Source organism: Klebsiella sp. GW_Kp182, from assembly GCF_040062275.1.
Classification (GTDB): Bacteria; Pseudomonadota; Gammaproteobacteria; order Enterobacterales; family Enterobacteriaceae; genus Klebsiella; species Klebsiella michiganensis.
The window spans coordinates 119,588-145,606 of record NZ_JBEAFQ010000004.1 but is presented as its reverse complement, the minus strand read 5'-3'; the positions used below and the strand labels follow the sequence as shown (position 1 = coordinate 145,606).

General features: G+C 59.5%; 22 protein-coding genes. 9 read left to right on the top strand and 13 right to left on the bottom strand.

All coding sequences use genetic code 11. The features are described from left to right. The first annotated feature begins 4 nt into the window (after window positions 1-4). From ABLU88_RS06260 to pcaC, 3 genes are read left to right on the top strand one after another with little or no spacing between them, the layout of a single operon-like run. Window positions 5-1,357 (top strand): 3-carboxy-cis,cis-muconate cycloisomerase, encoded by a 1,353-nt coding sequence (locus ABLU88_RS06260; RefSeq protein WP_049083973.1) that lies wholly within the window; start codon window positions 5-7, stop codon window positions 1,355-1,357. Continuing rightward, a complete protein-coding gene (gene pcaD / locus ABLU88_RS06255) occupies window positions 1,347-2,114 on the top strand; it encodes a 3-oxoadipate enol-lactonase (RefSeq protein WP_064374897.1) in 768 nt (255 codons plus the stop codon). Before ABLU88_RS06260 ends, pcaD begins: the two co-directional genes overlap by 11 nt. After that, complete coding sequence (pcaC, locus tag ABLU88_RS06250) at window positions 2,104-2,487, top strand: 4-carboxymuconolactone decarboxylase (protein WP_046876593.1); 384 nt, start codon at window positions 2,104-2,106, stop codon at window positions 2,485-2,487. Before pcaD ends, pcaC begins: the two co-directional genes overlap by 11 nt. Window positions 2,488-2,567: 80 nt before the next feature. Here the strand turns inward: pcaC and fumA are convergent, their stop codons facing one another. After that, complete coding sequence (fumA, locus tag ABLU88_RS06245; RefSeq protein WP_109240429.1) at window positions 2,568-4,223, bottom strand: class I fumarate hydratase FumA; 1,656 nt, start codon at window positions 4,221-4,223, stop codon at window positions 2,568-2,570. Between the two features lie 52 nt (window positions 4,224-4,275). Next, window positions 4,276-5,781: an anion permease gene (locus ABLU88_RS06240; RefSeq protein ID WP_004851326.1), complete on the bottom strand. Its 1,506-nt coding sequence runs from the start codon at window positions 5,779-5,781 to the stop codon at window positions 4,276-4,278. Window positions 5,782-6,408: 627 nt separating this feature from the next. On the opposite strand from ABLU88_RS06240, the gene ABLU88_RS06235 reads away from it, so the two are divergent. Together ABLU88_RS06235 and ABLU88_RS06230 are read left to right on the top strand one after the other, a co-directional pair. Beyond that, the gene (locus tag ABLU88_RS06235; protein ID WP_047723732.1) at window positions 6,409-9,186 is read left to right on the top strand and encodes a flavocytochrome c; all 2,778 of its coding nucleotides are present in this window, start codon (window positions 6,409-6,411) and stop codon (window positions 9,184-9,186) included. A gap of 67 nt (window positions 9,187-9,253) precedes the next feature. Further along, window positions 9,254-10,204 (top strand): FAD:protein FMN transferase, encoded by a 951-nt coding sequence (locus tag ABLU88_RS06230; protein WP_014838638.1) that lies wholly within the window; start codon window positions 9,254-9,256, stop codon window positions 10,202-10,204. Here ABLU88_RS06230 and dcuR read toward each other — a convergent pair. The 3 genes from dcuR to ABLU88_RS06215 all read right to left on the bottom strand — a co-directional run bounded on the left by dcuR (window position 10,185) and on the right by ABLU88_RS06215 (window position 13,518). Continuing rightward, window positions 10,185-10,904, bottom strand: coding sequence for a two-component system response regulator DcuR (dcuR, locus tag ABLU88_RS06225; protein WP_004851320.1), 720 nt, complete (start codon window positions 10,902-10,904; stop codon window positions 10,185-10,187). The genes ABLU88_RS06230 and dcuR overlap by 20 nt on opposite strands. Then, window positions 10,901-12,514 carry a sensor histidine kinase gene (locus tag ABLU88_RS06220; protein ID WP_285925081.1) on the bottom strand — a complete coding sequence of 538 codons (1,614 nt, stop codon included), beginning with the start codon at window positions 12,512-12,514 and terminating at the stop codon, window positions 10,901-10,903. Before ABLU88_RS06220 ends, dcuR begins: the two co-directional genes overlap by 4 nt. A gap of 80 nt (window positions 12,515-12,594) precedes the next feature. Continuing rightward, a complete protein-coding gene (locus tag ABLU88_RS06215) occupies window positions 12,595-13,518 on the bottom strand; it encodes a LysR family transcriptional regulator (RefSeq protein WP_348836223.1) in 924 nt (307 codons plus the stop codon). Between the two features lie 107 nt (window positions 13,519-13,625). On the opposite strand from ABLU88_RS06215, the gene ABLU88_RS06210 reads away from it, so the two are divergent. The 4 genes from ABLU88_RS06210 (at window position 13,626) to ABLU88_RS06195 (ending at window position 18,600) form a co-directional block, all read left to right on the top strand. Further along, entirely contained in the window at window positions 13,626-14,366 is a 741-nt protein-coding gene (locus ABLU88_RS06210; protein ID WP_049082726.1) for an SDR family oxidoreductase, read from the top strand. A 231-nt stretch (window positions 14,367-14,597) separates the two neighbouring features. Beyond that, on the top strand, window positions 14,598-15,503 hold the full coding sequence (locus ABLU88_RS06205; protein ID WP_049082727.1) for an N-acetylmuramic acid 6-phosphate etherase: 906 nt from the start codon (window positions 14,598-14,600) through the stop codon (window positions 15,501-15,503). Window positions 15,504-15,803: 300 nt separating this feature from the next. Beyond that, entirely contained in the window at window positions 15,804-17,459 is a 1,656-nt protein-coding gene (gene mqo / locus ABLU88_RS06200) for a malate dehydrogenase (quinone) (RefSeq protein WP_025105795.1), read from the top strand. A 214-nt stretch (window positions 17,460-17,673) separates the two neighbouring features. Continuing rightward, on the top strand, window positions 17,674-18,600 hold the full coding sequence (locus tag ABLU88_RS06195; protein WP_004135593.1) for a LysR substrate-binding domain-containing protein: 927 nt from the start codon (window positions 17,674-17,676) through the stop codon (window positions 18,598-18,600). Here ABLU88_RS06195 and mdcH read toward each other — a convergent pair. The 8 genes from mdcH to mdcA form a co-directional block, all read right to left on the bottom strand. Continuing rightward, a complete protein-coding gene (mdcH, locus tag ABLU88_RS06190; RefSeq protein WP_064380848.1) occupies window positions 18,590-19,492 on the bottom strand; it encodes a malonate decarboxylase subunit epsilon in 903 nt (300 codons plus the stop codon). The two genes, ABLU88_RS06195 and mdcH, sit on opposite strands and share 11 nt — an antisense overlap. Further along, entirely contained in the window at window positions 19,489-20,109 is a 621-nt protein-coding gene (locus ABLU88_RS06185; RefSeq protein WP_004851306.1) for a malonate decarboxylase holo-ACP synthase, read from the bottom strand. Before ABLU88_RS06185 ends, mdcH begins: the two co-directional genes overlap by 4 nt. Window positions 20,110-20,111: 2 nt before the next feature. Continuing rightward, the gene (locus ABLU88_RS06180) at window positions 20,112-21,071 is read right to left on the bottom strand and encodes an AEC family transporter (RefSeq protein ID WP_004851304.1); all 960 of its coding nucleotides are present in this window, start codon (window positions 21,069-21,071) and stop codon (window positions 20,112-20,114) included. Window positions 21,072-21,200: 129 nt separating this feature from the next. Then, window positions 21,201-22,001, bottom strand: coding sequence for a biotin-independent malonate decarboxylase subunit gamma (mdcE, locus tag ABLU88_RS06175; RefSeq protein ID WP_049082734.1), 801 nt, complete (start codon window positions 21,999-22,001; stop codon window positions 21,201-21,203). Further along, window positions 22,001-22,834 carry a biotin-independent malonate decarboxylase subunit beta gene (locus ABLU88_RS06170; protein WP_004851300.1) on the bottom strand — a complete coding sequence of 278 codons (834 nt, stop codon included), beginning with the start codon at window positions 22,832-22,834 and terminating at the stop codon, window positions 22,001-22,003. The genes mdcE and ABLU88_RS06170 overlap by 1 nt, the downstream gene beginning before the upstream one ends. After that, a complete protein-coding gene (gene mdcC, locus ABLU88_RS06165; protein ID WP_004102520.1) occupies window positions 22,827-23,126 on the bottom strand; it encodes a malonate decarboxylase acyl carrier protein in 300 nt (99 codons plus the stop codon). Before mdcC ends, ABLU88_RS06170 begins: the two co-directional genes overlap by 8 nt. Before the next feature lie 17 nt (window positions 23,127-23,143). Further along, window positions 23,144-23,986: a triphosphoribosyl-dephospho-CoA synthase gene (locus tag ABLU88_RS06160; protein ID WP_103814302.1), complete on the bottom strand. Its 843-nt coding sequence runs from the start codon at window positions 23,984-23,986 to the stop codon at window positions 23,144-23,146. Then, on the bottom strand, window positions 23,986-25,641 hold the full coding sequence (gene mdcA, locus ABLU88_RS06155) for a malonate decarboxylase subunit alpha (protein WP_004851289.1): 1,656 nt from the start codon (window positions 25,639-25,641) through the stop codon (window positions 23,986-23,988). Before mdcA ends, ABLU88_RS06160 begins: the two co-directional genes overlap by 1 nt. Between the last annotated feature and the right edge of the window lie 378 nt (window positions 25,642-26,019).

The following is a 26,019-nucleotide window of genomic DNA, read 5'->3' as shown; positions in this document are numbered from 1 at the left end:
CATAATGAGTTTGTTGACCCCGATGATGCGCACCAGTCCGCTGACCGCCTGGTTCAGCGATGCGCAGCGGGTACAGGGGATGCTGGATTTTGAAGCCGCGCTGGCTCGCGCTCAGGTCGAATGCGGCCTCGTGCCGCAGGCGGCGCTTAATCCCATTATTGAGAGTTGCCGGTACGAAAACATCGACTTCTCCGCGCTGGGGCAGGCCGCCGCCAGCGCCGGGAATCTGGCGATCCCGCTGGTCAAACAGCTGACCGCGCGGGTTAAACAACGGGATGACGCGGCGGCGCGCTACGTACACTGGGGGGCGACCAGCCAGGATGCTATCGACACCGGCTTTATCCTGCAACTGCGCGGCGCGCTGGCGGAAACGGACTCCCTGCTGCAGCAACTGCTCGACGCGTTAGCCCATCAGGCGGCGCGCTATCAGGATACGGTGATGCCCGGGCGTACCTGGATGCAGCATGCGCTGCCGGTCACCTTCGGTCTGAAACTGGCCGGGACGCTGGATGCGCTGCTGCGCTGGCAGGTGCGTCTGCGAGAGATGCGCTCAAGGGTGCTGGCGCTGCAGTTTGGCGGCGCGGCGGGCACCCTCGATTCCCTTAAAACGCAGGCGCCGCGGATCGCCGGCGCGCTGGCGAAAACCCTCGACCTGCAGCTTCCGGACGCGCCGTGGCACAGCCAGCGCGACCGGCTGCTGGAGGTGGGGGCATGGTACGCGGGCGTCTGCGGCACGCTGGGTAAATTCGCCAATGATTTTTCTCTGCTGATGCAAACCGAGGTTGCAGAGGTGGGTGAACCGGTCGCCGAAGGACGCGGCGGATCGTCTACCATGCCGCACAAACGCAATCCCATCTCCTGCGCCGCTATTTTGACCGCCGCCCAGCGTACGCCCGGACTGGTGGCAACGCTCTATGCCGGGCAGATCCAGCAGCACGAGCGGGCGCTGGGCGGCTGGCAGGCGGAGTGGGAAACGCTGCCGGAGCTGATAACCCTCGCCGGCGGCGCGCTGGCGCAGAGCGAAACGCTGGTCCGCGACATGCAGGTCTTCCCGCATAAGATGCGCGCCGACCTCGATATCACCCATGGCCTGATTATGGCCGAGGCCGTCACTCTGGCGCTGGCGGAGTTTGTCGGCAAAGCCGAGGCTCATCACCGGGTTGAGGCGCTGTGTCGCCAGGCGCTGGATGCGTCACGTTCGCTGTTAAGCGTGCTGGAAACCGATCCGCTGGTCAGCGAGCATCTCTCCGCCAGCCGCTTAACCCAACTGCTGGACCCGACAACGGCGACCGGCAGCTCAGCACTCTTCGTGCGCCAGGTTGTGGCGCGCTATAAGGAGCAACGTTATGAATGTTGATTATCAGATAGATGGGCCGCAAGACGCGCCGGTCATCGTTCTCTCTAACTCGCTGGGCACTACCCGGGCGATGTGGCAGCCGCAGCTTGAGTCGTTAACGCAGCATTTTCGCGTGCTGCGCTACGATACCCACGGCCATGGCGCCACCCGTAAAAACGGTAAAGTGACGCTGGCGCAGCTCGGCGAAGATGTGATTGCGCTGCTCGATCATCTTAATATCGCTAAAGCCTGGTTCTGCGGGATTTCAATGGGCGGCCTGACCGGCCTGTGGCTGGGGCGCTTTGCCCCTGAACGTTTTCAGGGGCTGGTCGTTGCCAACACCGCTGCGCGTATTGGCGACCAGGCCGGCTGGCTGTCGCGTGCCCGCACGGTGCGTCAGGAAGGGATGGCAGTGGTCGCCGCAGGCGCCGCGGACCGCTGGTTTACCCACGCATTTCGCCAGAAGACGCCGGAAGTGGTGGAAGCATTGTGTCACCAGCTGACCCATATCGATGCTGAAGGCTATGCGGCCTGCTGCGAAGCGCTGGCCGCCGCCGATCTGCGTGGAGAGGTCGCGCAGATCGCGATTCCGGTGCTGATCGTCGCCGGAGAAAGTGACCCTGTCACAACGGTGGCGGACGCCAACTTCCTGCATCAGCAGATCCCGGTCTCTGAAGTCGTCGTGCTGGCGGCTTCGCATTTATCGAATATCGAAGCGCCGCAGGCGTTCAGCTCGGCGCTGCTGGGTTTTGTTCAGGGGGAAAAGCATGGACGATAAACAGCGGTATCAGCGGGGAATGGAGGTCCGGCGCAAGGTGCTCGGCGATGCTCACGTCGATAAGACGCTGGAAAAGCTGACGCCGCTGAATGAAGAGTTCCAGGATTTTATTACCCGCTACGCCTGGGGAGAGACCTGGACCCGGCCGGGGCTCGATCATCATACCCGCAGCATGATCACCATCGCCATGCTGATTGCGCTGAACCGCGAAGCAGAGCTGAAAATGCATCTGCGCGCGGCGTTTAATAACGGCGTCACCCGCGATGAGCTGAAAGAGCTGATTATGCACTCCGCGCTCTACTGCGGCCTGCCCGCCGCCAACGCCACGATGCATCTGGCGCAGCAGGTATTTGAAGAGATGGATGCCGTTTAGCCGCCAGGCAGGTTTGTCGCTCATCTCAGGCCGTCATGCGACGGCATTCGACGGTTACCCGCCGCCAGGGGCGGGTAATATCATCCTCTTTGCTGCGAACAGCCTGCGCACTGCTTATTCTGGATCTGCTGGAAGAAGTCATTGCCTTTGTCATCCACCAGAATAAACGCCGGGAAGTTTTCCACTTCGATTTTCCAGATGGCTTCCATCCCCAGTTCAGGATAGGCCACGCACTCCAGGCTCTTGATGCTCTGCTGCGCCAGCACCGCCGCCGGACCGCCGATGCTGCCGAGGTAAAAACCGCCGTGCTTGTGACAGGCATCGGTGACCTGCTGGCTGCGGTTGCCTTTGGCCAGCATCACCATGCTTGCGCCGTGGGATTGCAGCAGGTCGACGTAAGAGTCCATGCGGCCTGCGGTGGTGGGGCCAAGGGAGCCGGACGCATAGCCTTCCGGGGTTTTCGCCGGGCCGGCGTAGTAGATCGGGTGATCTTTGACGTACTGCGGCAGTTCCTCACCGTTATCGATAAGCTCTTTCAGCTTCGCGTGGGCGATATCGCGGGCCACAATAATGGTGCCGTTGAGCGTCAGACGCGTCGAGACCGGATGGGCGGAAAGCTGGGCCAGAATCTCGCTCATCGGCTGATTAAGATCGATGCTGACGACCTTGCCTTCGCCCTGCTGGCGCAGATGTTCGGGAATATACTGACCCGGGTTGCTCTCCAGTTTCTCAATCCAGATACCGTGGCGGTTGATTTTGGCTTTGATATTGCGATCAGCCGAACAGGAGACGCCCATGCCCACCGGGCAGGAGGCGCCGTGGCGCGGCAGGCGGATGACGCGGATATCGTGGGCGAAGTATTTGCCGCCGAACTGCGCGCCGAGACCGAGGTTTTGCGCCTCCACCAGCAGTTCCTGCTCCAGCTGAATATCGCGGAAGGCCTGGCCGTGTTCGTTGCCTTCGGTCGGCAGTTCGTCGTAATAGTGGGTAGAGGCCAGCTTCACCGTTTTTAGCGTCGCTTCTGCCGAGGTACCGCCAATCACAAAGGCGATATGGTACGGCGGGCAGGCGGCGGTACCGAGCGTGCGCATCTTCTCAACGAGATAGTTTTTCAGCTTCGCCGGAGTGATTAACGCTTTGGTTTCCTGATACAGATAGGTTTTGTTGGCCGAGCCGCCCCCTTTGGCCATACAGAGGAATTTATATTCATCGCCGTCGACGCTGTAGAGGTCGATTTGCGCAGGCAGGTTAGTCCCGGTATTGACCTCTTTGTACATATCCAGCGCGGCGTTCTGCGAATAGCGCAGGTTATCCTCGGTATAGGTGTTATAGACGCCGCGGGCGAGGGCCGCTTCATCACCGCCGCCGGTCCACACGCGCTGGCCTTTCTTACCCATAATAATCGCCGTGCCGGTATCCTGGCAGGTGGGCAGCACGCCTTTAGCCGCGATTTCAGAGTTGCGCAGGAACTGCAGCGCCACGTACTTATCGTTATCGCTGGCTTCAGGGTCGAGAAGGATCTGCGCGACCTGTTTTTGGTGGGAAACGCGCAGCATAAACGCCGCATCGTGGAAGGCCTGCTGTGCCAGAAGGGTGAGGGCCTGAGGGTCTACTTTGAGGATCTCCTGGCCTTCAAATTCGGCCACGGACACGTGCTCTTTGCTCAGCAGATAGTATTCAGTCTTATCTTTTGCTAGCGGAAAGGCTTCCTGATAGACAAATGGTTTAGTCGACATTGCTTTGCTCCCTAAGAGTAAAACCGCCGGGGTTCGGCCCGACGGTTATGAATCAGAACATCATGGACATCCACGGATAGCCAATCAGCAGCAGGGCGGCCAGGAAGATGGCGCCGAAAATGGTGCCGAGACGCCAGTAGTCTTTGGTCGGCAGATAGCCGCTGCCGTAGTAGATTGGGCTGGGGCCGGTACCGTAGGGGGTGATAATCCCCATCACGCCGAGCGAGGTCACCATCAGCAGTACGAACACCTGCATATTCATCCCCGGAATGGTGGAGGCGATAGTCAGCATGGCCGGCAGCAGCGCGGTGGTGTGCGCGGTGGTGCTGGCGAACAAGTAGTGCAGCAGATAGAACGCCAGCAGCAGGACGACGGTCGCGACGCCCGGGGAGATGCCGCTCATCAGCGCGCCGCCTTCTTTACCCAGCCAGGCGATAAAACCGGTGGAGGAGAGGCCGTCGGCCAGCGCCACCAGGGTCGCGAACCAGGCAAAGGTATTCCACGCCGCTTTGTTGCTGGTGATATCGTTCCACGAAAGTACGCCGGTCCACAGCATCAGCACGATAACCAGCAGAGCGGCCAGCGCCGGTTCAATCCATTCGGCGGCGAAGATCCACATCATCAGCGCAAAGCAGACGAAGACCAGCAGCAGAATTTCATTGCGCGACAGGCGGCCAAGTTTTTCCAGCTCGCGGGCGGCCCACAGCGGTACTTCATCGTTGACTTTCACTTCCGGCGGGTAGAACCAGTAGGCCAGCAGCGGCATTGCCAGAATCAGCAGGATACCCAGCGGCAGGAAGGCGATAAACCAGGTGCCCCAGGAGATATTAATGCCGACGATGCTTTTCACCAGCGCCAGCGCCAGCAGGTTCGGCGCCAGTGCGGAGAGAAACATCGAGCTGGTGATACAGGCGGCGGTAATGGCCACCCACATCAGGTAGGAGCCGATACGGCGCGCGCTCGGGTCGTTGGGCTTAGAGCCGTACAGCGGCGGCAGGTTAGCGATAATCGGGTAGATAGTCCCCCCGCTGCGCGCGGTGTTGGAGGGGGTAAACGGCGCCAGCAGCAGGTCGGCGAAGGTGATGGCGTAGCCCAGCGTCAGGCTGCGGCGGCCGAGGTACTTCACCAGAATAAGCGCCAGACGGCGGCCAAACTGGGTCTTATCGTAGCCGGCGGCAAACATAAAGGCGCCGAAGATAAGCCAGACGGTGGAGTTACCGAAACCGCTCACCGCCCATTTAAAGGAGGCGCCGGCAAGCTTGAACCCTGGCGCGGCCAGCTGTTCAGGGCTGAACAGCAGCCACTGGCTGCACAGCGCAATCACCACCACGCCGGTAATACCGATGACCGCGCCGGGCAGCGGTTCGAAGATCAGACCGACGATCACGCCGACAAAAATGGCAAAGTAGTGCCAGGCGTAAGGGGGAAGGCCGTCGGGCACCGGGACGAATAAGAGTAAGACGGCAACGATAATGGGCATCGCCATCATCAGCAGACGTTTATAAGCAGCATTTGTTGCTGCACCGGCAGGCGGTATGGTTGTCTTTTTCTCTTTCATAATGAGTATCTGCAAGTAGTTAAAAATAGGGTTTGGTCATCGCTTAACCGTTCGATTTCTTTAGTTGCAAAACTTTCTTTAATTATTAATTGTCGGTTTTGGTTATTGCGCTGACTGTTATTTAACGCGCTTCGTTGGGCGTTAAATTAAAATATTGGGTTATTTATATATTGCGCTTTCATGCGTCGTTGCAATTGATTTAGATCAAAAAAAGCGGGTTGTTAGCCACTTTTTTATTATTACGAATAACCCTGTTTAGTGAGGTGTTTATTTGTCTGAAATTTGGCTTAATGTTAAATCACGAATGATTCCATGAACTGATAATGTATTTATCTTATTGAATTTTATCATTTTATATTGATATCCTCCTGGCGGTGCATGTTAAAAATGGTTTCAGATTTGTTATTGGCTATATCCACTATGTGAACGAATTATATTTAATTAATAATACAAAGGAGGTATCGATGTTATTGTTGGTATTAAATAGTTTTTTAACTAACGTAATTATTTTGGTAACTAAAAAAAGCGCTATATTATTGGCATGACTTAAGGGATTACCAAATACAAACAAAAACAATTCCGTCACCCAATTCTCAATTTTCAATATTTAAAATCTGGAGCGTCATTATGACCAGTCATCCACGAATTTTGCGTCCTTTTACTTTACCGAACGGTACTGAGCTTAAAAACCGCCTGTTAATGGCGCCGATGACCACCTGCACCGGTTATTTTGACGGTACCGTGACCAGCGAACTGGTTGAGTACTACCGCGCTCGCGCAGGCAGTATCGGCACCATTATCGTTGAATGCTGCTTTATTGATGACTACGGTCTGGCGTTCCCCGGCGCCATCGGTATCGATAATGATGAAAAAGTGGCTGGCCTGGCGAAAATTGCCGCCGCCATCAAGGCGGAAGGGTCAAAAGCGATTCTGCAGATCTACCACGGCGGCCGGATGGTCGACCCGCAGCTTATCGGCGGACGCCAGCCGGTTGCCCCGAGCGCGATTGCCGCGCCGCGCGATGGCGCAGCAACCCCCCGCGCGCTGAGCGGCGCTGAAGTCGAGGGCATGATCGCGAAGTTTGGCGAAGGCGTACGCCGCGCCATTCAGGCCGGTTTCGACGGCGTCGAGATTCACGGCGCGAACACCTATCTGATCCAGCAGTTTTATTCGCCAAATTCTAACCAGCGCGACGATGAATGGGGCGGCAGCCGCGATAATCGTGCGAAATTCCCGCTGGCGGTACTGGACATCACCCACAAAATGGCCCGCCAGTACGCCGACGATGCCTTTATTATCGGCTACCGGTTCTCCCCGGAAGAGATGGAAGTCCCCGGTATCCGTTTTGCTGACACCATGTATCTGCTGGAAAAGCTGGCCGCCCGCGGCGTCGACTATCTCCACTTCTCGGTTGGCGCCACGCTGCGCCCGTCGATTGTCGATATCACCGATCCCACGCCGCTGATTGAAAAATATTGCGCCATGCGCTCTGAAACCCTGGCTCAGGTGCCGGTGATGGGCGTGGGCGGGGTAGTGAACGCGGCCGATGCCGAGCAGGGTCTGGATCACGGCTACGACCTGATGGCGGTGGGCCGCGCCTGTATCGCGTATCCTGACTGGACGGCGCGCATTGCCGCCGGCGAAGAGCTGGAGCTGTATATTGACAGCACCCAGCGCGAAGCGCTGAACATCCCGGAACCGCTGTGGCGCTTCTCGCTGGTGGAGGCGATGATCCGCGATATGAGCATGGGCGATGCCAAATTCAAACCGGGGATGTTCGTCGAAACCGTTCAGGACGACGCTAACGAGCTGGTGATCAACGTCAGCCTTGAAAACGACCGCATTGCCGATATCGCACTGGCGGCAAGCCCGGTACAGACCGTCGAGTTCACCACCAGCTTTGAAGAGATCCGCGAGCGGATCCTCAGCGCCAACACCCCACACGTGGATGCGATTTCCGGCGCAACCAGCCAGAGCGAAGCGGTGAAAAAGGCGGTTTCCAAAGCGATGTTGAAGTCCAGTAAAGCGCTGGCCGCCGAAGAGGGCGCGGGCGATGCGGCGCCGAAAAGCTACGATGTGGTGGTGGTCGGCAGCGGCGGAGCCGGTCTGGCGGCCGCGATTCAGGCGCACGATGAAGGCGCGAGCGTTCTGATCGTTGAAAAAATGCCGACCATCGGCGGTAACACCATTAAAGCTTCTGCCGGGATGAACGCCGCAGAGACCCGCTTCCAGCGCGTGAAAGGTATTGAAGACAGCAAAGAGCTGTTTTACCAGGAAACGCTGAAAGGCGGTAAGAACAAAAACGACCCGCAGCTGCTGCGCCGCTTCGTGGAGAATGCGCCGGAGGCCATTGAGTGGCTGGCGCGTCGCGGCATTATGCTTAACGATATCACCACTACCGGCGGGATGAGCATCGACCGCACCCACCGTCCGCGCGACGGGTCGGCGGTCGGCGGCTACCTGATCAGCGGCCTGGTGCGTAACATCACCAAACGCGGTATCGATGTCCTGCTGGATACGTCGGTGGAAGAGATCCTGATGACCGACGATGAGGTGAGCGGCGTGCGCCTGCTCACCGATGAAAACGAATCCGTAGTGGTACAGACGAAGAGCATTGTGGTGGCTACCGGCGGCTTCAGCGCCAACAGCGCGATGGTGGTGAAATACCGCCCGGATCTGGCGGGCTTTGTGACCACCAACCATAAAGGGGCGACCGGCGGCGGTATCGCGCTGCTTGAACGCATCGGCGCGGGCACCGTGGATATGGGTGAAATTCAGATTCACCCGACCGTCGAGCAGCAAACCTCGTACCTGATTTCCGAGTCGATTCGCGGCGGCGGGGCGATACTGGTGAACCCGCAGGGCAACCGCTTCTTCAACGAAATGGAGACCCGCGATAAGGTTTCCGCCGCGATTATCGCGCTGCCTGAGCACTTCGCCTATATCGTCTTTGACGAGCACGTCCGGGCGAAAAACAAAGCCGCCGATGAGTACATCGCTAAAGGTTTCGTCACCAGCGCCAGCTCGCCGCGTCAGCTGGCGGAGAAACTGGGGATGGATTACCATGCTTTTCTCAATACGCTGGAACGCTACAACGGCTTTGTTGAAAAACAGCATGACGATGACTTTGGTCGTACCACCGCGCTGCGTGCGCCGATCAATGAAGGCCCTTACCATGCGATTCGTATCGCCCCGGGGGTTCACCACACGATGGGCGGCGTGACCATTAACACCGATACCGCGGTGCTGAATGCCGGTCATCAGGTGATTGCGGGCGCGTTTGCCGCGGGCGAAGTGGTTGGCGGCATTCACGGCGGTAACCGTATCGGCGGTAACGCGGTGGCCGATATCATTATCTTCGGGACCCTCGCGGGCCATCAGGCGGCGAAACGCGCCAGAGGTTAAACGTCAGCGACACCCGCCGGGCTGGCAAATAGACGGCCCGGCTTCTTATCTCTCTGAGGAGTGCGATATGTCCGACAACCGCGTCTACAGCTACTCCGCCGTACTGATGGGTTCGCCCATTCTCCTCAAGCTCTACGTTCATGATGAACCGCTCGCCTCCCGCGTCTTTCAGCTGATTAAAGGCTATGAAGATCTTTTCACCGTTAACCGCGCGCACTCCCAGGTGATGGATATCAACCATGCCGCCGGGCGCCATCCGGTGACGGTGAGCCGCCCGGTGTATGCGCTGATTAAATGCGCCAAAGCCGCCAGCATGGTGCGGGACAGCGCGTTTAACCTGGCGATCGGCCCGCTGGTGAAGCTGTGGCGCGTTGGTTTTCAGGGCCAGAGCGTGCCCGCCCCGCAGGATATTGCCGCTCGCCTGACGTTAACGCGTGCGCAGGATGTGATCCTCGATGACGCCGCCAGCAGCGTCTACCTTGCGCGGACGGGAATGGAGATCGATCTTGGTGCCATCGCGAAAGGCTATATCGCCGACCGGGTGCGCGACTATTTGCGGCAGCAGGGCGTGAACGCCGCGCTGATTAATCTCGGCGGCAATGTCCATACCCTGGGCGAATGGTCAATTGGGCTGAAAAAACCGTACTCAGCGGCGGATGCGCTGATTGGCAGCATTGCGGTGGCGGGGCAATCGGTGGTGACCTCGGGCATTTACGAACGCTACTTCGAGCAGGACGGCAAACGCTGGCACCATATTCTCGACCCGCGCAGCGGCTACCCGCTGGATAACGAGCTGGAGAGCGTAACGATTATTTCCGCCGACTCGCTGGACGGCGATATCTGGACCACCCTGATCTACGGTCTTGGCGTAGAGAAAGGCTGCGCGGCGCTGCGCCAGCGCGAGGATATCGAAGCGATTTTCGTCACTAAAAATCGCGACGTTATCCTCTCTTCACAGCGTCGTTTCCGCTTTCAGCTGCTGGATGACGGCTACCGGCTTACTGGCTGTACTGCTTAAGCAGGCCGTACTGTTCCGCTATCAGGTGGTAGCGGTACACCGGACGTCCCGTGGCGCCGTAGTGGATACTGGTGTACAAAATATTAATTTGCGCCAGCCAAATCAGGTATTTGCGGCACGAAACCCGGGATATATTTACCGCTGCCGCCAGCTCGTCGGTGGAGAACTCCACGTCCGGATGGGCATCAATCCACTGACAGAGGGTGCGCAGCGTCTGGGGCGTCAGGCCTTTCGGCAACTTGCGGGCGTCAGCGGCTTCCGGTACGCCGCCGTGCAGCAGCCGGTCGACATCCGCTTGTTCATAATAGGGTTGACCGGTCATCAGCTTACGCTTTTCGCGCCAGGCGGTGAGCGCCTCTTCAAACCGTGGAAACTGGAAGGGTTTGATCAGATAGTCCACCACGCCGTAGCGCATCGAGGCCTGAACCGTCGCGGCATCCGCGGCGGAAGTAATCATAATCACGTCGATGGCCCGTCCGGACGCGCGAATGGCGGGCAGCAGATCCAGACCGCTGTCCTGCTGCATATAGACATCCAGCAGCACCAGGTCTATCTCCAGATCCTTGTCGTTAATCATCTCCCTGGCTTTACTCAACGTAGACGCCGTGCCGCTGCAGCGGAAGCCGCTGACCCGTCCCACGTACAGGCGGTTCAGTTCGGCAACCATGGCATCATCGTCAACAATTAATACATTTATCACGCACTTTTCCTTTTACTGTCCCACGGGAGATGAACAAAAAATTGAGTAAATACGCCGGGTTCGGATTCCACGGCCAGCGATCCGCCCAGTTCGCGAAGCTGCTGGCTGGCGAGAAACAGCCCGACGCCGCGGTTTTCGCCTTTGGTGGAGAAGCCTTTATTAAAAATATCATCGATAAACGCTTCCGGGATACCGGGACCATCATCGCTGACTTCGCCGCTTAACCAGCCGTTCTGGTAATGCAGCAGCAGGCCGACTTCGCCTTCGGCCTGGCCGCTCATGGCATCCAGCGCGTTCTCGATTAAATTACCCAGAACCGTAACCAGTACGGTGACCTGTTTTTCATTCGGGCAGTCCGGCACCAGGCTCTCATCGGCGAGAGTGAGGGTAAAACCCCGCTCCTTAGCGCGCTGAATTTTACCGATCAAAAAGCCTGCCACTACCGGTGATTTAATCCGGTGCTGGATTTCGCCGATATCCGCCTGATAGGTGTGGGCGGTCTGCAGCACGTACTCTTCCAGCTTATCGTAGCTTTTCATATTCAACAGGCCGAGGATCACGTGCAGCTTATTCATAAATTCATGGGATGTGGTACGCAGGGCGTCCACATAGTTCACCATCCCGTCAAGCCGCTGCAGCAGCTGGCTGACTTCGGTTTTGTCACGGAAGGTGCTGATGGCGCCGACCACGTCATCCTCGTCGCGGACGGGGACCGTGTTGCTGATCAGCAGCAGACCGTTACAGCCCAGCTCCCGATCGTAAATCGGCTCGCCGGTTTGCAGCACTTCCTGCAAATCCGCCAGCAGCGGCGTTTGCGCGATATCGTTCCCGGGGCCGTTAAACAGAATATCGCGCGCGGCGGGGTTAATCAGCGTCACCTGGCCGTCGCTATCCACCGCCACCACGCCCTCTTTTAATGAGTGCAGCATCGCCTGGCGCTGCTGGAACTGCGTTGAGATCTCCTGCGGCTCAAGGCCCAGCAGGACGCGCTTCAGGCCGCGAACCAGGCTCCATGTACCGACGGCGCACACGAGCGCGCTGAACAGCACGGTCAGAATCACATCCCAGCGGCTGGCGGCGATCTGCGTATCGACTTTGCTCAGCGAAATGCCAATCGCCACCACGCCGATTTGCCGGCGGCTATCGTCAAACACCGGGGTGAAGACGCGCAGCGCCGGAGCCAGCACGCCGTGGTTGACGGCAACGTTCTCTTTGCCCGCCAGCGTGGGCCGGATGTCATCGCCGATAAAAGGTTTGCCGATAATCTGGCTATTGGGATGCGAGTAGCGAATGCCGTCCATATTGGTGACGACGGCAAACAGCAGGCCATTGCGCCGGGTGACGGCCAGCGCCAGCGGCTGAATAATGCCGCTGTCCGGCGGCAGCGTCAGGCCGCGCTTGACTTCCGGGGTGTCGGCCAGCGTCCGCGCCACCGCCAGCGCCGTATCTTTCACGCCGTCGCGGGTGGCGCCGCTAATCTGCATAAACCACAGGGCATAGACCAGAATCAGTACTGAACCGATGACGCTGCCGATCATTAAGGTCACGGCGGTGCTCAGCTTCATGCTCATTGCGCGTTTACGCGCGGGCTGCTGCGCGAATTCATTCATACCGACCCCAGGAGAAAACGGATAGAGGCGTATTATCGCTGAATGCGCGGTTTTCATAAAGCCGCGTAATAAAAGCAAAATCAGCCAGACGGCAATTCTGGCGGACGCGATTTGCCGCCGACGGCCAGCAGATAGTCAATAAACGCCCGCAGCGGCGATGCCATCTGCTTACGGCTGGGGTAGTAAACGTAAAACCCGGGAAAAGCCGGGGTCCACTCTTTCAATAGCTGGACTAGCTGGCCTGTCTCCAGCCAGGGATCGACCTGATGGGCAAACTGATAGGCAATACCGGTGCCCTTGAGGGCTAACGGCGTCAGCATGGCCGGTTCATCGACGACGATCGGCCCTTTGACCGCAATCTCGTAGCGTTCGCCGTCGCGCTGAAACTCCCAACGATAAACGCTGCCGTCGCTGGGCCTGCGATAAGTCAGACAGGGGTGCTGCAGCAAATCCTGCGGCTTTCGCGGATGCGGCGCTTGCGCCAGATAGTGCGGAGAGGCGACGACTTTCATTTCAAGGTCGCCGCTTAGCCCGACGGCAACCATATCCTGATGGAGCTTTTCACCGAGACGAATTCCGGCGTCAAAACCGGAAGAAACGATATCGACTAAAGCATCGTCGGTAACAATATCCAGCTCAACGTTGGGATAGCGTTGCATAAATCCGCCCAGCAGCGGCGCCAGATAATGAATCGCGGCGATGCGCGACACATTGAGGCGCAGGCGGCCCGCGGGCGCGCTGGCCGTCCGGGCATCGGTAACCGCGTCTTCCAGCGCCGCCAGCGCAGGAGCCAGCCGCTGCATCATGCGCTTGCCGGCCTCGCTCGGCGCGACGCTGCGCGTTGTCCGGTGTAATAAACGTACGCCGATGCGCTCCTCGAGACGCCGGATGGTTGCGCTTAAGGTGGAGGTCGTGACGCCGAGATGCGCCGCCGCCCGGGTAAAACTGCCTTGCTCAACGACCATCGCGAAGGCTCTTAATTCCGCAAAATCACTTCCGCGCATTATGGCTATTACCCCAAACAGTCATATTGATAATACTGGTATTATCAAACGGTTCTTCGCTGGTTACCATCCTGATAAATGTGATTACGCAGAGAGGGGCAATGACCATGGCGAGATTTAGCGCAAAAAGAGTTCTTATCACCGGTGCGACAAGCGGAATCGGGCTTGCCGGGGCAAAGCGCATCGATAGCGAAGGCGGTTGGGTGATCGCCACCGGGCGCGATCCCGGACGGCTGGCGTCTCTTCGCCGGCAGCTATCGGATCGGGCGCGGGTCATTGACAATGATGCCAGCGATCCGCTGACCGGCGCGGCGTTGGCCGAGGCGATCGATTCATCCGGCGGGCTTGATGGCCTCTGGCTCAACGCCGGATACGCAGCGGTTGGGGAGCTGTCGCAGGTGGATGCCGCGGCCTTTGATCGCATGATGGCGACCAACGTGCGCGGGCCGGTTCTCCAGATGGCGGCGCTCGCCGGAAAGCTTAATGCGGGAGCCTCGGTGGTGGTGACGGCGTCCACTTCCGCTCATGAAGGGGCCGCGGCGGCAAGCCTCTATTCGGCGACCAAAGGCGCGCTGATTTCGTTAACCCGCTGCTGGGCCTCGGCGTTAGGGGAACGAAATATCCGCGTTAACGCGCTGGTTCCCGGCCCGATTGACACCCCATTTCGCCATTTTATGCGCGACGAGGTGCGCCGCGAATTTGAAGCCTCGGTGGTGAGCCGCCTGGCGCTTCACCGCCAGGGGACGGCGGCTGAAGCGGCTGATGTGGCGCTGTTTCTGCTTTCCGACGCGGCGTCCTTCGTGAGCGGTAGCCAGTATGTCGTGGATGGCGGCCTGACGTTGCGCTAATAGCGCATTGGCCTCGCCTCGCAACCTCGGCGCGCCGAACGCGCCGCTGGTTGGATAACGACCAATCGGCAGCTGAATGGCTTCAGGGGGATGAAAACTGTGACTCCGGTGGCGGTAAAGCGCGTCGCTTAAGCTTTACACTGCCATTAATAGCCATGGTCAATGAAAGGGTTTGCCTCAGGCCTGCGCTTTCGTCCCGGAAGGTTCTTTCGCGTTTAAATGGAGGTTTTTATGAGCAGTAAGCCAACCGCTTCAATGATGGAACGACGCCACCCTGAAACCACCCATATTGATAGTCTTGCCACCCTCGATATGCTGACGCTGCTGCATAAGGATGATAAGCGGATTGCCGATGCCGTTGAGGCCTGTTTGCCGGCGATCGCGCGCCTAATGGATAACGCGACGGCGACGCTCAGCCGGGGAGGGCGGCTGGTGATTGTGGGGGCCGGGGCATCGGGTCAAGCCGCCGCGCAGGCGGTGAATGAATTTACCCCGGAGGGAAAACATTCGCTTGTCGCCCTTATCGCCGGAGGAGCGACCGCCGCGCGGCAGGAGATGGAAACCGCCGCGAGTCATTACGATCTTGGGGCTTTCGAACTTGAGGCTCTACGATTCAGCAACCAGGATATGCTGCTGGCGCTGACGGTTAGCGGCAAAACGCCGTGGGTCTGGGGCGCGATGCGCCACGCCTGGTCGCTGGGGGCGCCGATTGCGGTTGTGACGCAGCAGCCCACCAGTGAAGCCGCGCAGCTGGCGGATATCATTATCGCCCCGCAAACCGGGCCGGAAGCGGTGGCGGGTTTCGGGAATCCGAAAGCGCGCATCGCGCAGCGGCAGATCCTGACGATGCTGACCACCGGGCTGGCGATTCGCGAAGGACGGGTTTATGAAAACCTGCGCGTCGATCTGCAGGCCAATACGCCGCACGAGGCCGAGCGGCAGATAGCGATCGTGATGGCGGCGACGGGGGGCTCGCGCAGCGAGGCCAAAGCCGCGCTGGCCAGCTGCAATCAGCACTGCCGGACGGCAATACTCATGCTCCTCAGCGGGCTGGATGCCTGGCAGGCGCGCGAGCTGCTGGCAGAGCATAACGATCATCTGCGGATTGCGCTACGCGCGGCGCAGACGGTTGCCTGAACTTAACCCGACGGCGCGTATTTCCACAATACGCGCCGGATAACGCAAAATAATCTGGTCATACACAGCATCGTTATTCCATACTCTTCATCCGCTTACCCGGGTTTAATTCCCCTTCTGAAAATGGCCATCGCAAGGCGTATTTATTGCTGCTGGCGAGGAATTTACTTTTTTAAGTTAAAAAACCAGGTTAACAATAATTAGCTATGTGTGCGGATGTGTAAATGATATTTTAAAATAAAGTAAAAGTGCGTTAATATGCACGCTCTTATTACACTTGTGCTATGTGATATTTCTATTATGCCTGCAATTAAAAATACGATTATATCTATGACCGCATTAGCGATGTTCGTCAGCTCGGCGACCTTCGCAAATGACGATACCTCGAAAAAAACCGATTTCCTGCTGATTGGCGGCGGTATTATGAGCGCGTCGCTGGGGACCTGGCTGCAGGAATTACAGCCGGACTGGAAACAGGTGATGGTTGAGAAGCTGGATGGCGTCGCGCTGGAATCCTCTAACGGCTGGAACAACGCCGGTACCGGGCACTCCGCGAATATGGAGCTGAACTATACGCCGGAACGCCCGGACGGCACCATCGACGTCAGCAAAGCGCTGGATATTAACGAACAGTTTATGATCTCCCGCCAGTTCTGGACGGCGCAGGTCAAACGCGGCATTTTGCACGATCCGCACTCTTTTATTAACTCCACGCCGCACATGAGTTTCGTCTGGGGAGATAACGTTGATTATCTGCAAAAACGCTACGCCGCGCTGCAGCAAACGACCTTATTCCAGGGGATGAAATTCTCCACCGATCACGCGCAAATAAAACAGTGGGCGCCGCTGGTGATGGAAGGGCGCGATCCGCAGCAGCGCGTTGCGGCAACCTGGACTCCGGTGGGTACCGACGTTAACTATGGGGAAATAACCCGCCAGCTGATCGGTAGCCTGAAGAAAAATAATAACTTCACGCTGCAGACCTCTTCAGAAGTCACCGATTTTAAACGCAATGCCGATAATTCCTGGCACGTGACGATTAAAAACGTTAATAGCGGTGAAGAGCAGGCGATCGATGCGAAATACGTATTTATCGGCGCCGGCGGCGGCGCGCTGAAATTACTGCAAAAAACCGGTATTCCGGAAGCGGATAACTATGCGGGTTTCCCGGTAGGCGGCTCTTTCCTGATGACCGAAAACCCGGCGGTGACCAATGCGCACCAGCAAAAAGTTTACGGTCAGGCCTCTGTAGGCGCACCGCCGATGTCGGTCCCGCATCTTGATGCCCGTTTCCTCGACGGCAAGCGCGTGGTGCTGTTTGGGCCATTCGCCACCTTCTCGACGAAATTCCTGAAAAACGGTTCGTTCTTCGACCTGCTTAGCACCACCACCACCGATAACGTTCTGCCGATGACCCACGTAGGTCTGGACAACTTCGATCTGGTGAAATACCTCATCAGCCAGGTGATGCTGAGCGACGACGACCGTTTTGCGGCGCTGAAGGAGTATTATCCTGGCGCGCGTAAAGAGGACTGGAAGCTGATTCAGGCCGGTCAGCGCGTGCAGATCATCAAAAAAGATGCAGAGAAGGGTGGCGTACTGAAGCTGGGTACCGAAGTGGTGGTCGATCAGCAGAAAACCCTCTCCGCGCTGCTGGGCGCTTCGCCGGGGGCTTCTACCGCCGCGCCGATTACCCTGAACGTTCTTAAGCAGATGTTCCCTGAGCAGTTCCATTCAGCGGAATGGCAGCGCCGTATTCACGATATCGTCCCGAGCTACGGCCAGAAGCTGAACGGCAACGTCGCGCTGACCCAGCAGGTTTGGGATGATACCGCGGCGGCGCTGCAGCTGACCAAACCGCCGGTGATTGAGATGAACGCCACCGCGCCGGTGATGACCGCCAAACCGGCAGAGCCGAAGGCGGAAACGTCGCCGCAGCACGATATGGCGCTGTAAGCCCACGTCGTTGACATTGCCCGGTGGCGGCTGACGCTTCACCGGGCCTACTGGCCTCTCTTCGCTGCCCCGGCGAAAACGTGACATTGCTCTAATCTCTCCCCCCGCGCTGATATCCCCCTTCCGGCTAATCCTTCATTCGTTAATTGTGGTTATACTGTCTTGAAATCACGAAAGAAAATGCTAAGAAGACCGAAACGCGGAGCCCAGGGCAATGAAAGACGACATTAATCAGGACATCACCTTCCGCAAGCTGTCGGTATTTATGATGTTTATGGCGAAAGGGAACATCGCCAGAACCGCTGAGGCTATGCAGCTGAGCGGCGTCAGCGTCCACCGGGCGCTGCATACGCTGGAAGAGGGCGTCGGCTGCCCGCTGTTTATTCATAAAGGGCGCAACCTGCTGCCGCTCCCGGCGGCGTGGACGCTGCTGGAGTACTGCCAGGACGTCATGAGCCTGATGACCCGCGGCCTGGAAGCGACGCGTAAAGTAGCCGGCGTCGGGCAGGGCCGGCTGCGCATCGGCACGCTTTATTCCCTGACCCTTGAAACCGTGCCGCGCATTATTATGGGCATGAAGCTGCGTCGGCCGGAGCTGGAGCTGGATCTCACCATGGGCTCCAATCAGATGCTGCTGGATATGCTGGAAGATGACGCGCTTGATGCGATCCTGATCGCCACCAACGAAGGTGAATTCAATAATTCGGCTTTTGATGTGGTCCCGCTGTTTGAGGACGATATCTTCCTCGCCGCCCCGGCGACGGAACAGCTGGATACCACCGCTCCCGCCGAGCTGCGCGATTACGCCAGGCGCAAGTTTGTTTCGCTGGCGGAAGGGTTTGCCACCTATGCCGGATTTCAGGACGCCTTCCAGGTGGCCGGATTCGAGCCTGAAATCGTCACCCGGGTTAACGATATCTTTTCGATGATTAGCCTGGTGCAGGCGGGCGTAGGCTTTGCGCTGCTGCCGGGACGAATGAAAAAGGTGTATGAAAACGACGTACAGCTGCTGAAGCTGGCGGAGCCGTATCAGATGCGCCAGCTGATCTCCATTGTCTACTCACACCATCGCGAGCGCGACGCCGACCTGCTGGCGCTGGCGGCAGAAGGGCGGATGTACGCCCGCAGCCTCAGCCGTTAAGCCGGTTCGCCAGGTGACGGGCAACGTCGATACCGCTGCGCTCCAGCGCAATACACTCCCCCTGCCAGCCCGCCTGGCGGGTGAGACAGGTCAGCACGCCGCCGGGCGGCATCTCGATCGCCAGCCGCGCGTCCCGTTCGTCAGCGGCGATCATCGCTTCCTGCCAGCGCACGGTTCGCGCCATATTCCGCGCCAAATCGTCGGCAATGCTTAACGGGTCCCATAAAACGCGCGCCGTGGAACCGCTCAGATAGGCGCAGCGCGGGCGCTGCAGCGTGACGTCAGAGAACGCTTTTGCCAGCTTAGCCGCCGGTTCATCCAGCAGCGCGCAGTGGGAAGGTACGCTGACCGCCAGCCGCTGTGCTTTACCGGCGCCAGCCGCCAGCGCCAGCCGGGCCACGCGGGCCATCTCGTCGTCGCGTCCGGCAATGACAATCTGCGTTTCCGCGTTCAGGTTGGCAATATAGAGGTCGCTGTCGGCAATCAGCTTTTCCACGCGGTCGAGCGTCAGGCCCATAATCGCCGTCAGCCCGTAGCCGTGAGGATAAGCCTGCTCCATTAAATCGCCGCGCAGCGCCACCAGCCGCAGGGCGTCGGTGAAATCCAGCGCGCCGGCCATCACCGCCGCCGGGAAAGCCCCTATCGACAGGCCGCTGACCATGTCCGGATTTACTCCCTGACGCTGCAGCTCCCGCGCCCAGGCTGTGCCTGCGATCAGCAGGCACAGCTGCACCGCACGGGTATGTTTTAACGCGGCGGCGGTATCTATATGGTCTACTTCATCGCCGAGCACGGTTCGCGCTTCAGCGAGGATATTCTGGCGGTCGGGAAGCGCGGCGAGCATATCCGGCCGCTGGTTTCCCTGACCGGGAAAGGTAAAGAGAATTTTCATGCTTCCTCCCTGTTCCACGGCGCAGCGGTCAGGCGCGCGCCGCGGGACGTTTTCAGCAGGACGCGGCCATCGCGCAGCCACTCATTTAGCGCGAAAGCCCCTGCGGGCGTTTCGACCTGGGTATCCGCCCGGCAGGGCAGCTGCGCGACGCGGGACTGCCAGGCGAGCAGCGCTTCGCGAGCGATCGGCTGCGGCGCGCGGATCAGCAGATCGAGATCGCTGGCGGCGTGAAGCACCGGAATCTCGGTGGCCAGCGCGTAGCCGGTGCTGCCGGTAATGCCCCAGCGCCACGGCCAGGGGTGTAAGGTCAGTGATATCGCCGCCTGTACCGGCGGCTGGGAGACAAACGGCGAGCGCAGGAGCTGTTGGCGATCGGCGAGGGTTTCCGGGCTGACGGTACGGACGATATTTTCCCTCTGTACCCAGCCTGCGGCCCGCTGATCGCGCTTCATCCCCCGTACGCCCACCGGAATGCGGGCGTTAGCATCAACGTCGCGTCGTACCACCACCGGCAGGCTAATACGCCAGTGCTGCGCGACCCAGGACTCCTCAATCGCCTCCAGCGCGGCGGCATTATTCAACCAGACTAAATCATGAGGACGCGGCGTTGATGACATCGTTAGATTCCTGACGTTAAGGTGATAAACAGCGGCAGCGACAGAATACACAGAACCGAGCTTAACAGCAGCACCGCTTCCGCATCCGGCGACTGCACGCCAAAGCGGTTGCCGAAGACCACGCCAAAGAAACCGGCCGCCAGCGCAATCATCAGAATGGCGGTAATGGCGATAGAGCCGTGCAGCCCCAGCAGCATCACCAGACCCCAGGCGATAAACGGCTGCACCAGCAGTTTGACGATAGTGGAAGTGGCAATCAGCGCATTGAGCTGCAGCTTACGCGCCGACAGAATCACCCCGGTCAGGAACAGCGCGGCGGCGGTCGCCGCCAGGCCCAGCGGTTTGATAGAGGCGAGCAGCAGATCCGGCATTTTGATACCGATGGCCGAAAGCACGACCCCCAGCAGCGGACCCCAGACAATCGGTTTTTTCACCGAACGCCACATCAGAACCGGCAGCATTGCCAGCGTCGAGCCGCTGTTCTCTCCGGCGGCGAGCGCTTTTTCACGTTCCAGAATCAGCAGGCAGAACGGCGTCATCAGTACCGATCCGCAGGCGATGGAAACGGCGACGGAAAGGGAGGTGGATGCGCCTTCGCCGAGCACGCTGCCCAGAATCGGCAGGCCAAGCGCGGCGTAGTTAGGCAGCGCGACGGTCAGGGTCAGCACGGCGGCATCCTGCGGCGAGCGCTTGAAGACGCGGGTCGCGAGGAAGTAGATGGCCGCATAGGTAATCCACATCGCCCCGGTCAGCACCAGCACCAGCGGCGATTGCGCGACAATACCGCTCCACGGCGTTTGTACCGTGGCGCTGAACAGCGTGGCGGGCAGGGCGAAGTCCATCACGAAGATGTTGAGTAAAGAGACGTTTTTGTTATCGACCATTTTGGCCTTGCCGGCCCAGAAGCCCAGCAGCATGATGACAAAAATCGGCGCGAGGGCATGAATAATCACATAAGTCATAAATCACCTGTAAATGAAAATAGAGTACTGGCGCGATTGTTATAATTTCTAAAAGCGGTTTATTTCCGGGGCGCGCGATGGCGCCCCGGGCGGCCGCTTCCGGCAGGTTTTCTTCTACTTAGGGACTGACTACCAGCTGGCGCGCATGCGATCGCGCACCTGTTGGGAACTACGGCGGTTCTCCGCGCCAAGGCGGCACTTCAGCGAGACATCCCGGCGGGCGTCAGCGATGGCGTCGCGCAGGGTGTCGGTGACCAGCGTCAGATCGCGGGCGTCCGGCGCGTCAGGATTGCTGATATCCAGCAGGGCGGAGAGCAGGCCGAGCGTTGCGTAGTTGCTGACGTCATAGGCCATCGGCGGAATGGTTGCCGCCAGTTTCTCCAGCGCCTCAACGGTGCGCAGGGTGATCCGCGCGGCGGACTCTTTACCCATCGCATGCACCAGTACCCCGGCGTCGTTAAAGGCGATCAGACGATTGGCCTGGTAGCCGTGGGCGAGAAACGCCCCGGACATCGCTTTGCCGACGATCAGGCCAATCACCGGATGTCCGGCAAGCCGCGCCTTGGCGTAGGCGCCCGCGGCGCCCGCCAGCGCCTGATGAATACCGAACGCTTCTTCGCGACGGCCATAGGCCTGGCTGGGGACATCGATAACCGCGATAATCGGGCGCTTCACCGCGTTATTGGCATCGGCGTCGATGGTTTCGTTGACCACTTTGGCCAGCGTCCAGCCTTCGAGCAGGCCGACTTCACCCTGAGCGGCGCGTGGATAATGGTTATTAGCATCCGGCACCACGGCGATAAAACGGGCGGTTTCACCGTTAAAATCGGCATCGGCAACCTGCACCGAGGGGCACAGACCGGTCATTAGCGGGGCGTTCGGCGCCAGCTGGTTTAGCCACAGCGCGGCGCGGTTTGTGAACTGGCTCATTATTTCTCCTCCCGGGCGAATAGCTGTTTGATCTGAGCGGTATCCGCCTGCTGGCGGGTATCGAAATGGGTCAAACGGGTCAGGAAATCTTCATATTTGTCGCTGCGATGCTGCGCGGGCACGCCTTTGGCAATGGCTTCGTTCATCGCGCTTTTCACCGCGTTGATGCCATCGCCCACCAGGGCATCCACCAGACCGCTGGCGTAGCGAATTTCGCCGCCGGTCATGCTCCAGATAAACGGACGGTCGCGGGAGTCGTACTCTTCAATCCCCGCTTCCTGTTCAATCACCTGCGGTCCGTTGAGGCCCAGACGCGCTTCACGGGTGACAATCAGGTAGCTGCACAGCGCCGCGGCGATGGACATCCCGCCGAAGCAGCCGACGGTACCGGCGACAATGCCGATTACCGGGGTGTAGCGGCGCAGGTCGACAATCGCGGCGTGAATATCGGCGATGGCGGCAAGGCCCAGATTGGCTTCCTGCAGGCGCACGCCGCCGGTTTCCAGGCACAGAACCGCCTGGGTAGGAATGCCGTTGCGGTTATCTTCCGCCGCCAGCTCAAGGGCGGCGGCCATTTTCGCGCCGGAGACTTCGCCCATGCTGCCGCCCTGGAAGGTACCTTCGATGGCAATGACTACCGCCGGCTGGCCGTTAATGGTGCCTTTTGCGACGACCATACCGTCGTCGGACTGCGGGACGATGCCCTGCGCGCCGAGCCACGGGGACATAATGCCGTCAAAGGGATCCAGCAGTTCGCGATAGCTGCCGTCATCCAGCAGGGTGCGGGCGCGTTCACGGGCGCGGAGTTCAATAAAGCTGCGATCGTTACGCATGAGCCACCTCCTCAAAAACCTGTTCAATACGGATCCGCGCGACGCCGGGCGTGGCGCCGAAATCGTGGATGATCAGCTGTCCGCCGGGCAGGCCGTTAATCAGGCTCAGTCGTTCGAACAGCGCGTTCCAGCGCGCCTGGCTGTTGTCCACGGAGGTGGTGATTTCGACGTTGAGCGTATCGCTCTGTCCGGCGGTATAGAGCACTTCCATATCGCCGGAGCCGACAACGCCTGCCAGCGCTTTGCCGCTGAGGGCGCGGTTGGCAGGGAATGACAATTTAATCTGTTCCATAACATCCTCTGAATGCGTTAAGCGGAAACCCGGTCGAGAAACAGGGTGGCGGCAAGAAGATCCGCCGCGCCACCCGGCGAGGCGTTCTGCGCCAGCATCTGCACGTCGAGCCGCGCCAGCGCGGCGCGCCCCCTGGCTGTCGCACATCCTCCTGCCGCCAGCACCTCGCCTGCGCCTTGCCGCATCGCCTCAAGGCCCGCCATTCCGGCGCGGGAGAGCACGCAGGTATCGCTAAGCGAGGTCATAATCGCCATCAGCGCGTCAAGCCGGGCCTGATCCTCGCTGGCTCCCGCGGCCCGACTGCGCAATAGCTGCGGCAGCGCCAGGGTGGTGATGTGCGGAAAAGCGCGCTGCGCTTCTTCCCGCGCGCCGGGAACCTGCCAGCGGCGGCTGGCGCGCAGACCTTTACTGAAGGTCTTTGGCGCGCAGGCGTCCGGCAGACGGGCCAGGGCGGCGGCGGTTTCCGTAATTCTCTGTGCCTGACCCTCCTCCCCGAGCATCGCCGTCGCGCTGACCAGCAGGCCCAGCGCCCAGATAGCGCCGCGATGGGTATTGACCCCGGCGGTCGCCTGCATCATCCGCGCTTCGCCTTCGCGGCCAAGCCGGCCAACGGTTTCGCGCAGGGCAACGTCGGCCGGACGCCGCCAGCTCTGCTGAGCCAGCGCGTGAAACGTCGGCTGCAGGCTGTGGGCCGAACGCTCCATCAGGGCCAGGTTCAGGTCCTGATGCGCGCCGTTGCCGCGGCTATCCACCAGGCCCGGCTTGGGGCTGAGTCGCGCTTCGTCAACCAGGCAGGCGCTGGCGGTCTGGGCCAGCCAGCGGGCCCGGGTTTCAGCAACGTGGGGAGAGAGTTTTTTCATTACCAGCTCCGGAATTTTGCCGGTGGGTTGTACAGACCGTCGGACCACTCCACCAGATCGGCTACGCTGCCGGCGGCGAGCAGAGAGCGGGTGGCGTCGCTGCGGCGGATACCGATATCTTCCGGATAGACAACTTTGCCGCTTTGGCGCAGTGCGGCCACGCGTTTGGCGTCAACGCCGAGCCCGATATCGGTGATCCCGGCCACGGCCGCCACCATTGCCCGGCGCTCTTCCAGGCTTTCCGCCCGATAGAGATAGGCGATGCCTTCTTCGGTCAGCACGTGGGTGACGTCATCGCCGTAAATCATCACCGGCGCCAGCGGCATTCCGGAGGTTTTGGCGACCTCAACGGCGTCGAGTTTTTCCACGAAGGTCGGTTTCACGCCCGCCTGGAAGGTTTCCACCATCTGAACGACCAGCTTTTTACCGCGCTGCATCGGATCCGGTTCGGTGATCATGTTGAGCCATGCCGGCGTAGCGTGGCGGCGACCGTGCGGGTCGTGGCCCATATTCGGCGCGCCGCCGAAGCCGGAGAGGCGGCCGCGGGTCACCGTCGAGGAGTTGGCGTAGCCGTCAACCTGTAAGGTCGAGCCGATAAACATATCTACCGCATACTGTCCCGCCAGCTGGCAGAACGCGCGGTTGGAGCGCATGGAGCCGTCGGCGCCGGTGAAGAAGATATCCGGACGCGCGCGAATGTACTCTTCCATTCCCAGCTCTCCGCCGAAGCAGTGCACGCTCTCGACCCAACCGCTTTCAATTGCCGGAATAAGGGTGGGGTGCGGGTTCAGCGTCCAGTGTTTACAGATTTTGCCCTTCAGGCCGAGCTGTTCGCCGTAGGTCGGCAGCAGCAGTTCGATGGCGGCGGTGTTAAAGCCGATCCCGTGGTTCAGGGATTGCACCTGATGCTCGGCGTAGATTCCTTTAATCGCCATCATTGCCATCAGGATATGTTCCTGCTTAATCAGGCGCGGATCGCGGGTAAACAGCGGCTCGATAAAGAACGGTTTATCCGCGACGACCACGTAGTCAATCCACGAACCGGGGATATCTACGCGCGGCAGATCGCACTCGTCATCGACCAGTTCGTTAACCTGCGCAATAACGATGCCGTCATGGAACGCGGCGGCTTCCACCAGCGCCGGGGTATCTTCGGTGCTCGGCCCGGTGTACAGGTTGCCCTTGCGGTCGGCTTTGTAACCGGCGATCAGCGCGACGTTTGGCGACAGGTCGACGTACAGGCGAGAGTAAAGTTCGATGTAGGTGTGGATAGCGCCGATTTCCAGCAGGCCATCTTCCAGCAGCTGCGAAATACGCAGGCTTTGGGTACCGGAGAAGGAGAAATCAAGCTTGCGGGCGATACCTTTTTCGAAGAGGTCCAGATGCTCGCTGCGCCCGACGCTCGGCATAATCATATGCAGGTCGTGAATTTTTTGTGGGTTAACTTCCGCCAGCATCCGCGAGAGGAAATCAGCCTGTTTCTGGTTGTTGCCTTCCAGCACCACCCGGTCGCCGGGGGCCAGCAGTTGCTCAAGAACGGCGACCAGCTGGTCGGTGGGGATCACTTTGCCCGAGACCTTCGCCTCGGTCAGTCGCCGCTGTTTTTCCGTACGGCGACGGTTCCAGACGCGTCCCGTCGTTTGTTCGGCACTCATTATTAACCTCCTGATTCGACGAATCGTTTTGATTGTCCTGGTGTGGAAGTAAGTGTGCGTCGCGAGGTGGCGGGCATCAATTAAGGCCGATGGCGAATCGTTAGCGTAAGAGTAATGATTGGCGGGGCAGAGATGTGATGACGATCAATAATGATTGCGAATGATTGGTCTACGAGCAGGGGACGTACCGGGTTGAGGCATTGGCACGGCTTCCCGGCTCGCACTGCGTTTAGCCGGGCTACGGGTTAAGGGCGTCTGCGGGCCGGTAGCCCGGACAGATGCGCCGCATCGCCTCCGGGGAAGTTCAGCGGCTCCGCGCTCTGCTCCCGGGGGCGGCGCAAAGCGCCTGCCCGGGCTACAGTTAAGGGCGTCTGCGGG

Excerpts from the sequence above, each read along its gene's own strand:
- ABLU88_RS06260 (WP_049083973.1), top strand. The coding sequence starts at position 5 with ATGAGTTTGTTGACCCCGATGATGCGCACCAGTCCGCTGACCGCCTGG.
- pcaD (WP_064374897.1), top strand. The coding sequence starts at position 1,347 with ATGAATGTTGATTATCAGATAGATGGGCCGCAAGACGCGCCGGTCATC.
- pcaC (WP_046876593.1), top strand. The coding sequence starts at position 2,104 with ATGGACGATAAACAGCGGTATCAGCGGGGAATGGAGGTCCGGCGCAAG.
- fumA (WP_109240429.1), bottom strand. The coding sequence starts at position 4,223 with ATGTCGACTAAACCATTTGTCTATCAGGAAGCCTTTCCGCTAGCAAAA.
- ABLU88_RS06240 (WP_004851326.1), bottom strand. The coding sequence starts at position 5,781 with ATGAAAGAGAAAAAGACAACCATACCGCCTGCCGGTGCAGCAACAAAT.
- ABLU88_RS06235 (WP_047723732.1), top strand. The coding sequence starts at position 6,409 with ATGACCAGTCATCCACGAATTTTGCGTCCTTTTACTTTACCGAACGGT.
- ABLU88_RS06230 (WP_014838638.1), top strand. The coding sequence starts at position 9,254 with ATGTCCGACAACCGCGTCTACAGCTACTCCGCCGTACTGATGGGTTCG.
- ABLU88_RS06220 (WP_285925081.1), bottom strand. The coding sequence starts at position 12,514 with ATGAATGAATTCGCGCAGCAGCCCGCGCGTAAACGCGCAATGAGCATG.
- ABLU88_RS06215 (WP_348836223.1), bottom strand. The coding sequence starts at position 13,518 with ATGCGCGGAAGTGATTTTGCGGAATTAAGAGCCTTCGCGATGGTCGTT.
- ABLU88_RS06210 (WP_049082726.1), top strand. The coding sequence starts at position 13,626 with ATGGCGAGATTTAGCGCAAAAAGAGTTCTTATCACCGGTGCGACAAGC.
- ABLU88_RS06205 (WP_049082727.1), top strand. The coding sequence starts at position 14,598 with ATGAGCAGTAAGCCAACCGCTTCAATGATGGAACGACGCCACCCTGAA.
- mqo (WP_025105795.1), top strand. The coding sequence starts at position 15,804 with ATGCCTGCAATTAAAAATACGATTATATCTATGACCGCATTAGCGATG.
- ABLU88_RS06195 (WP_004135593.1), top strand. The coding sequence starts at position 17,674 with ATGAAAGACGACATTAATCAGGACATCACCTTCCGCAAGCTGTCGGTA.
- mdcH (WP_064380848.1), bottom strand. The coding sequence starts at position 19,492 with ATGAAAATTCTCTTTACCTTTCCCGGTCAGGGAAACCAGCGGCCGGAT.
- ABLU88_RS06185 (WP_004851306.1), bottom strand. The coding sequence starts at position 20,109 with ATGTCATCAACGCCGCGTCCTCATGATTTAGTCTGGTTGAATAATGCC.
- ABLU88_RS06180 (WP_004851304.1), bottom strand. The coding sequence starts at position 21,071 with ATGACTTATGTGATTATTCATGCCCTCGCGCCGATTTTTGTCATCATG.
- mdcE (WP_049082734.1), bottom strand. The coding sequence starts at position 22,001 with ATGAGCCAGTTCACAAACCGCGCCGCGCTGTGGCTAAACCAGCTGGCG.
- ABLU88_RS06170 (WP_004851300.1), bottom strand. The coding sequence starts at position 22,834 with ATGCGTAACGATCGCAGCTTTATTGAACTCCGCGCCCGTGAACGCGCC.
- mdcC (WP_004102520.1), bottom strand. The coding sequence starts at position 23,126 with ATGGAACAGATTAAATTGTCATTCCCTGCCAACCGCGCCCTCAGCGGC.
- ABLU88_RS06160 (WP_103814302.1), bottom strand. The coding sequence starts at position 23,986 with ATGAAAAAACTCTCTCCCCACGTTGCTGAAACCCGGGCCCGCTGGCTG.
- mdcA (WP_004851289.1), bottom strand. The coding sequence starts at position 25,641 with ATGAGTGCCGAACAAACGACGGGACGCGTCTGGAACCGTCGCCGTACG.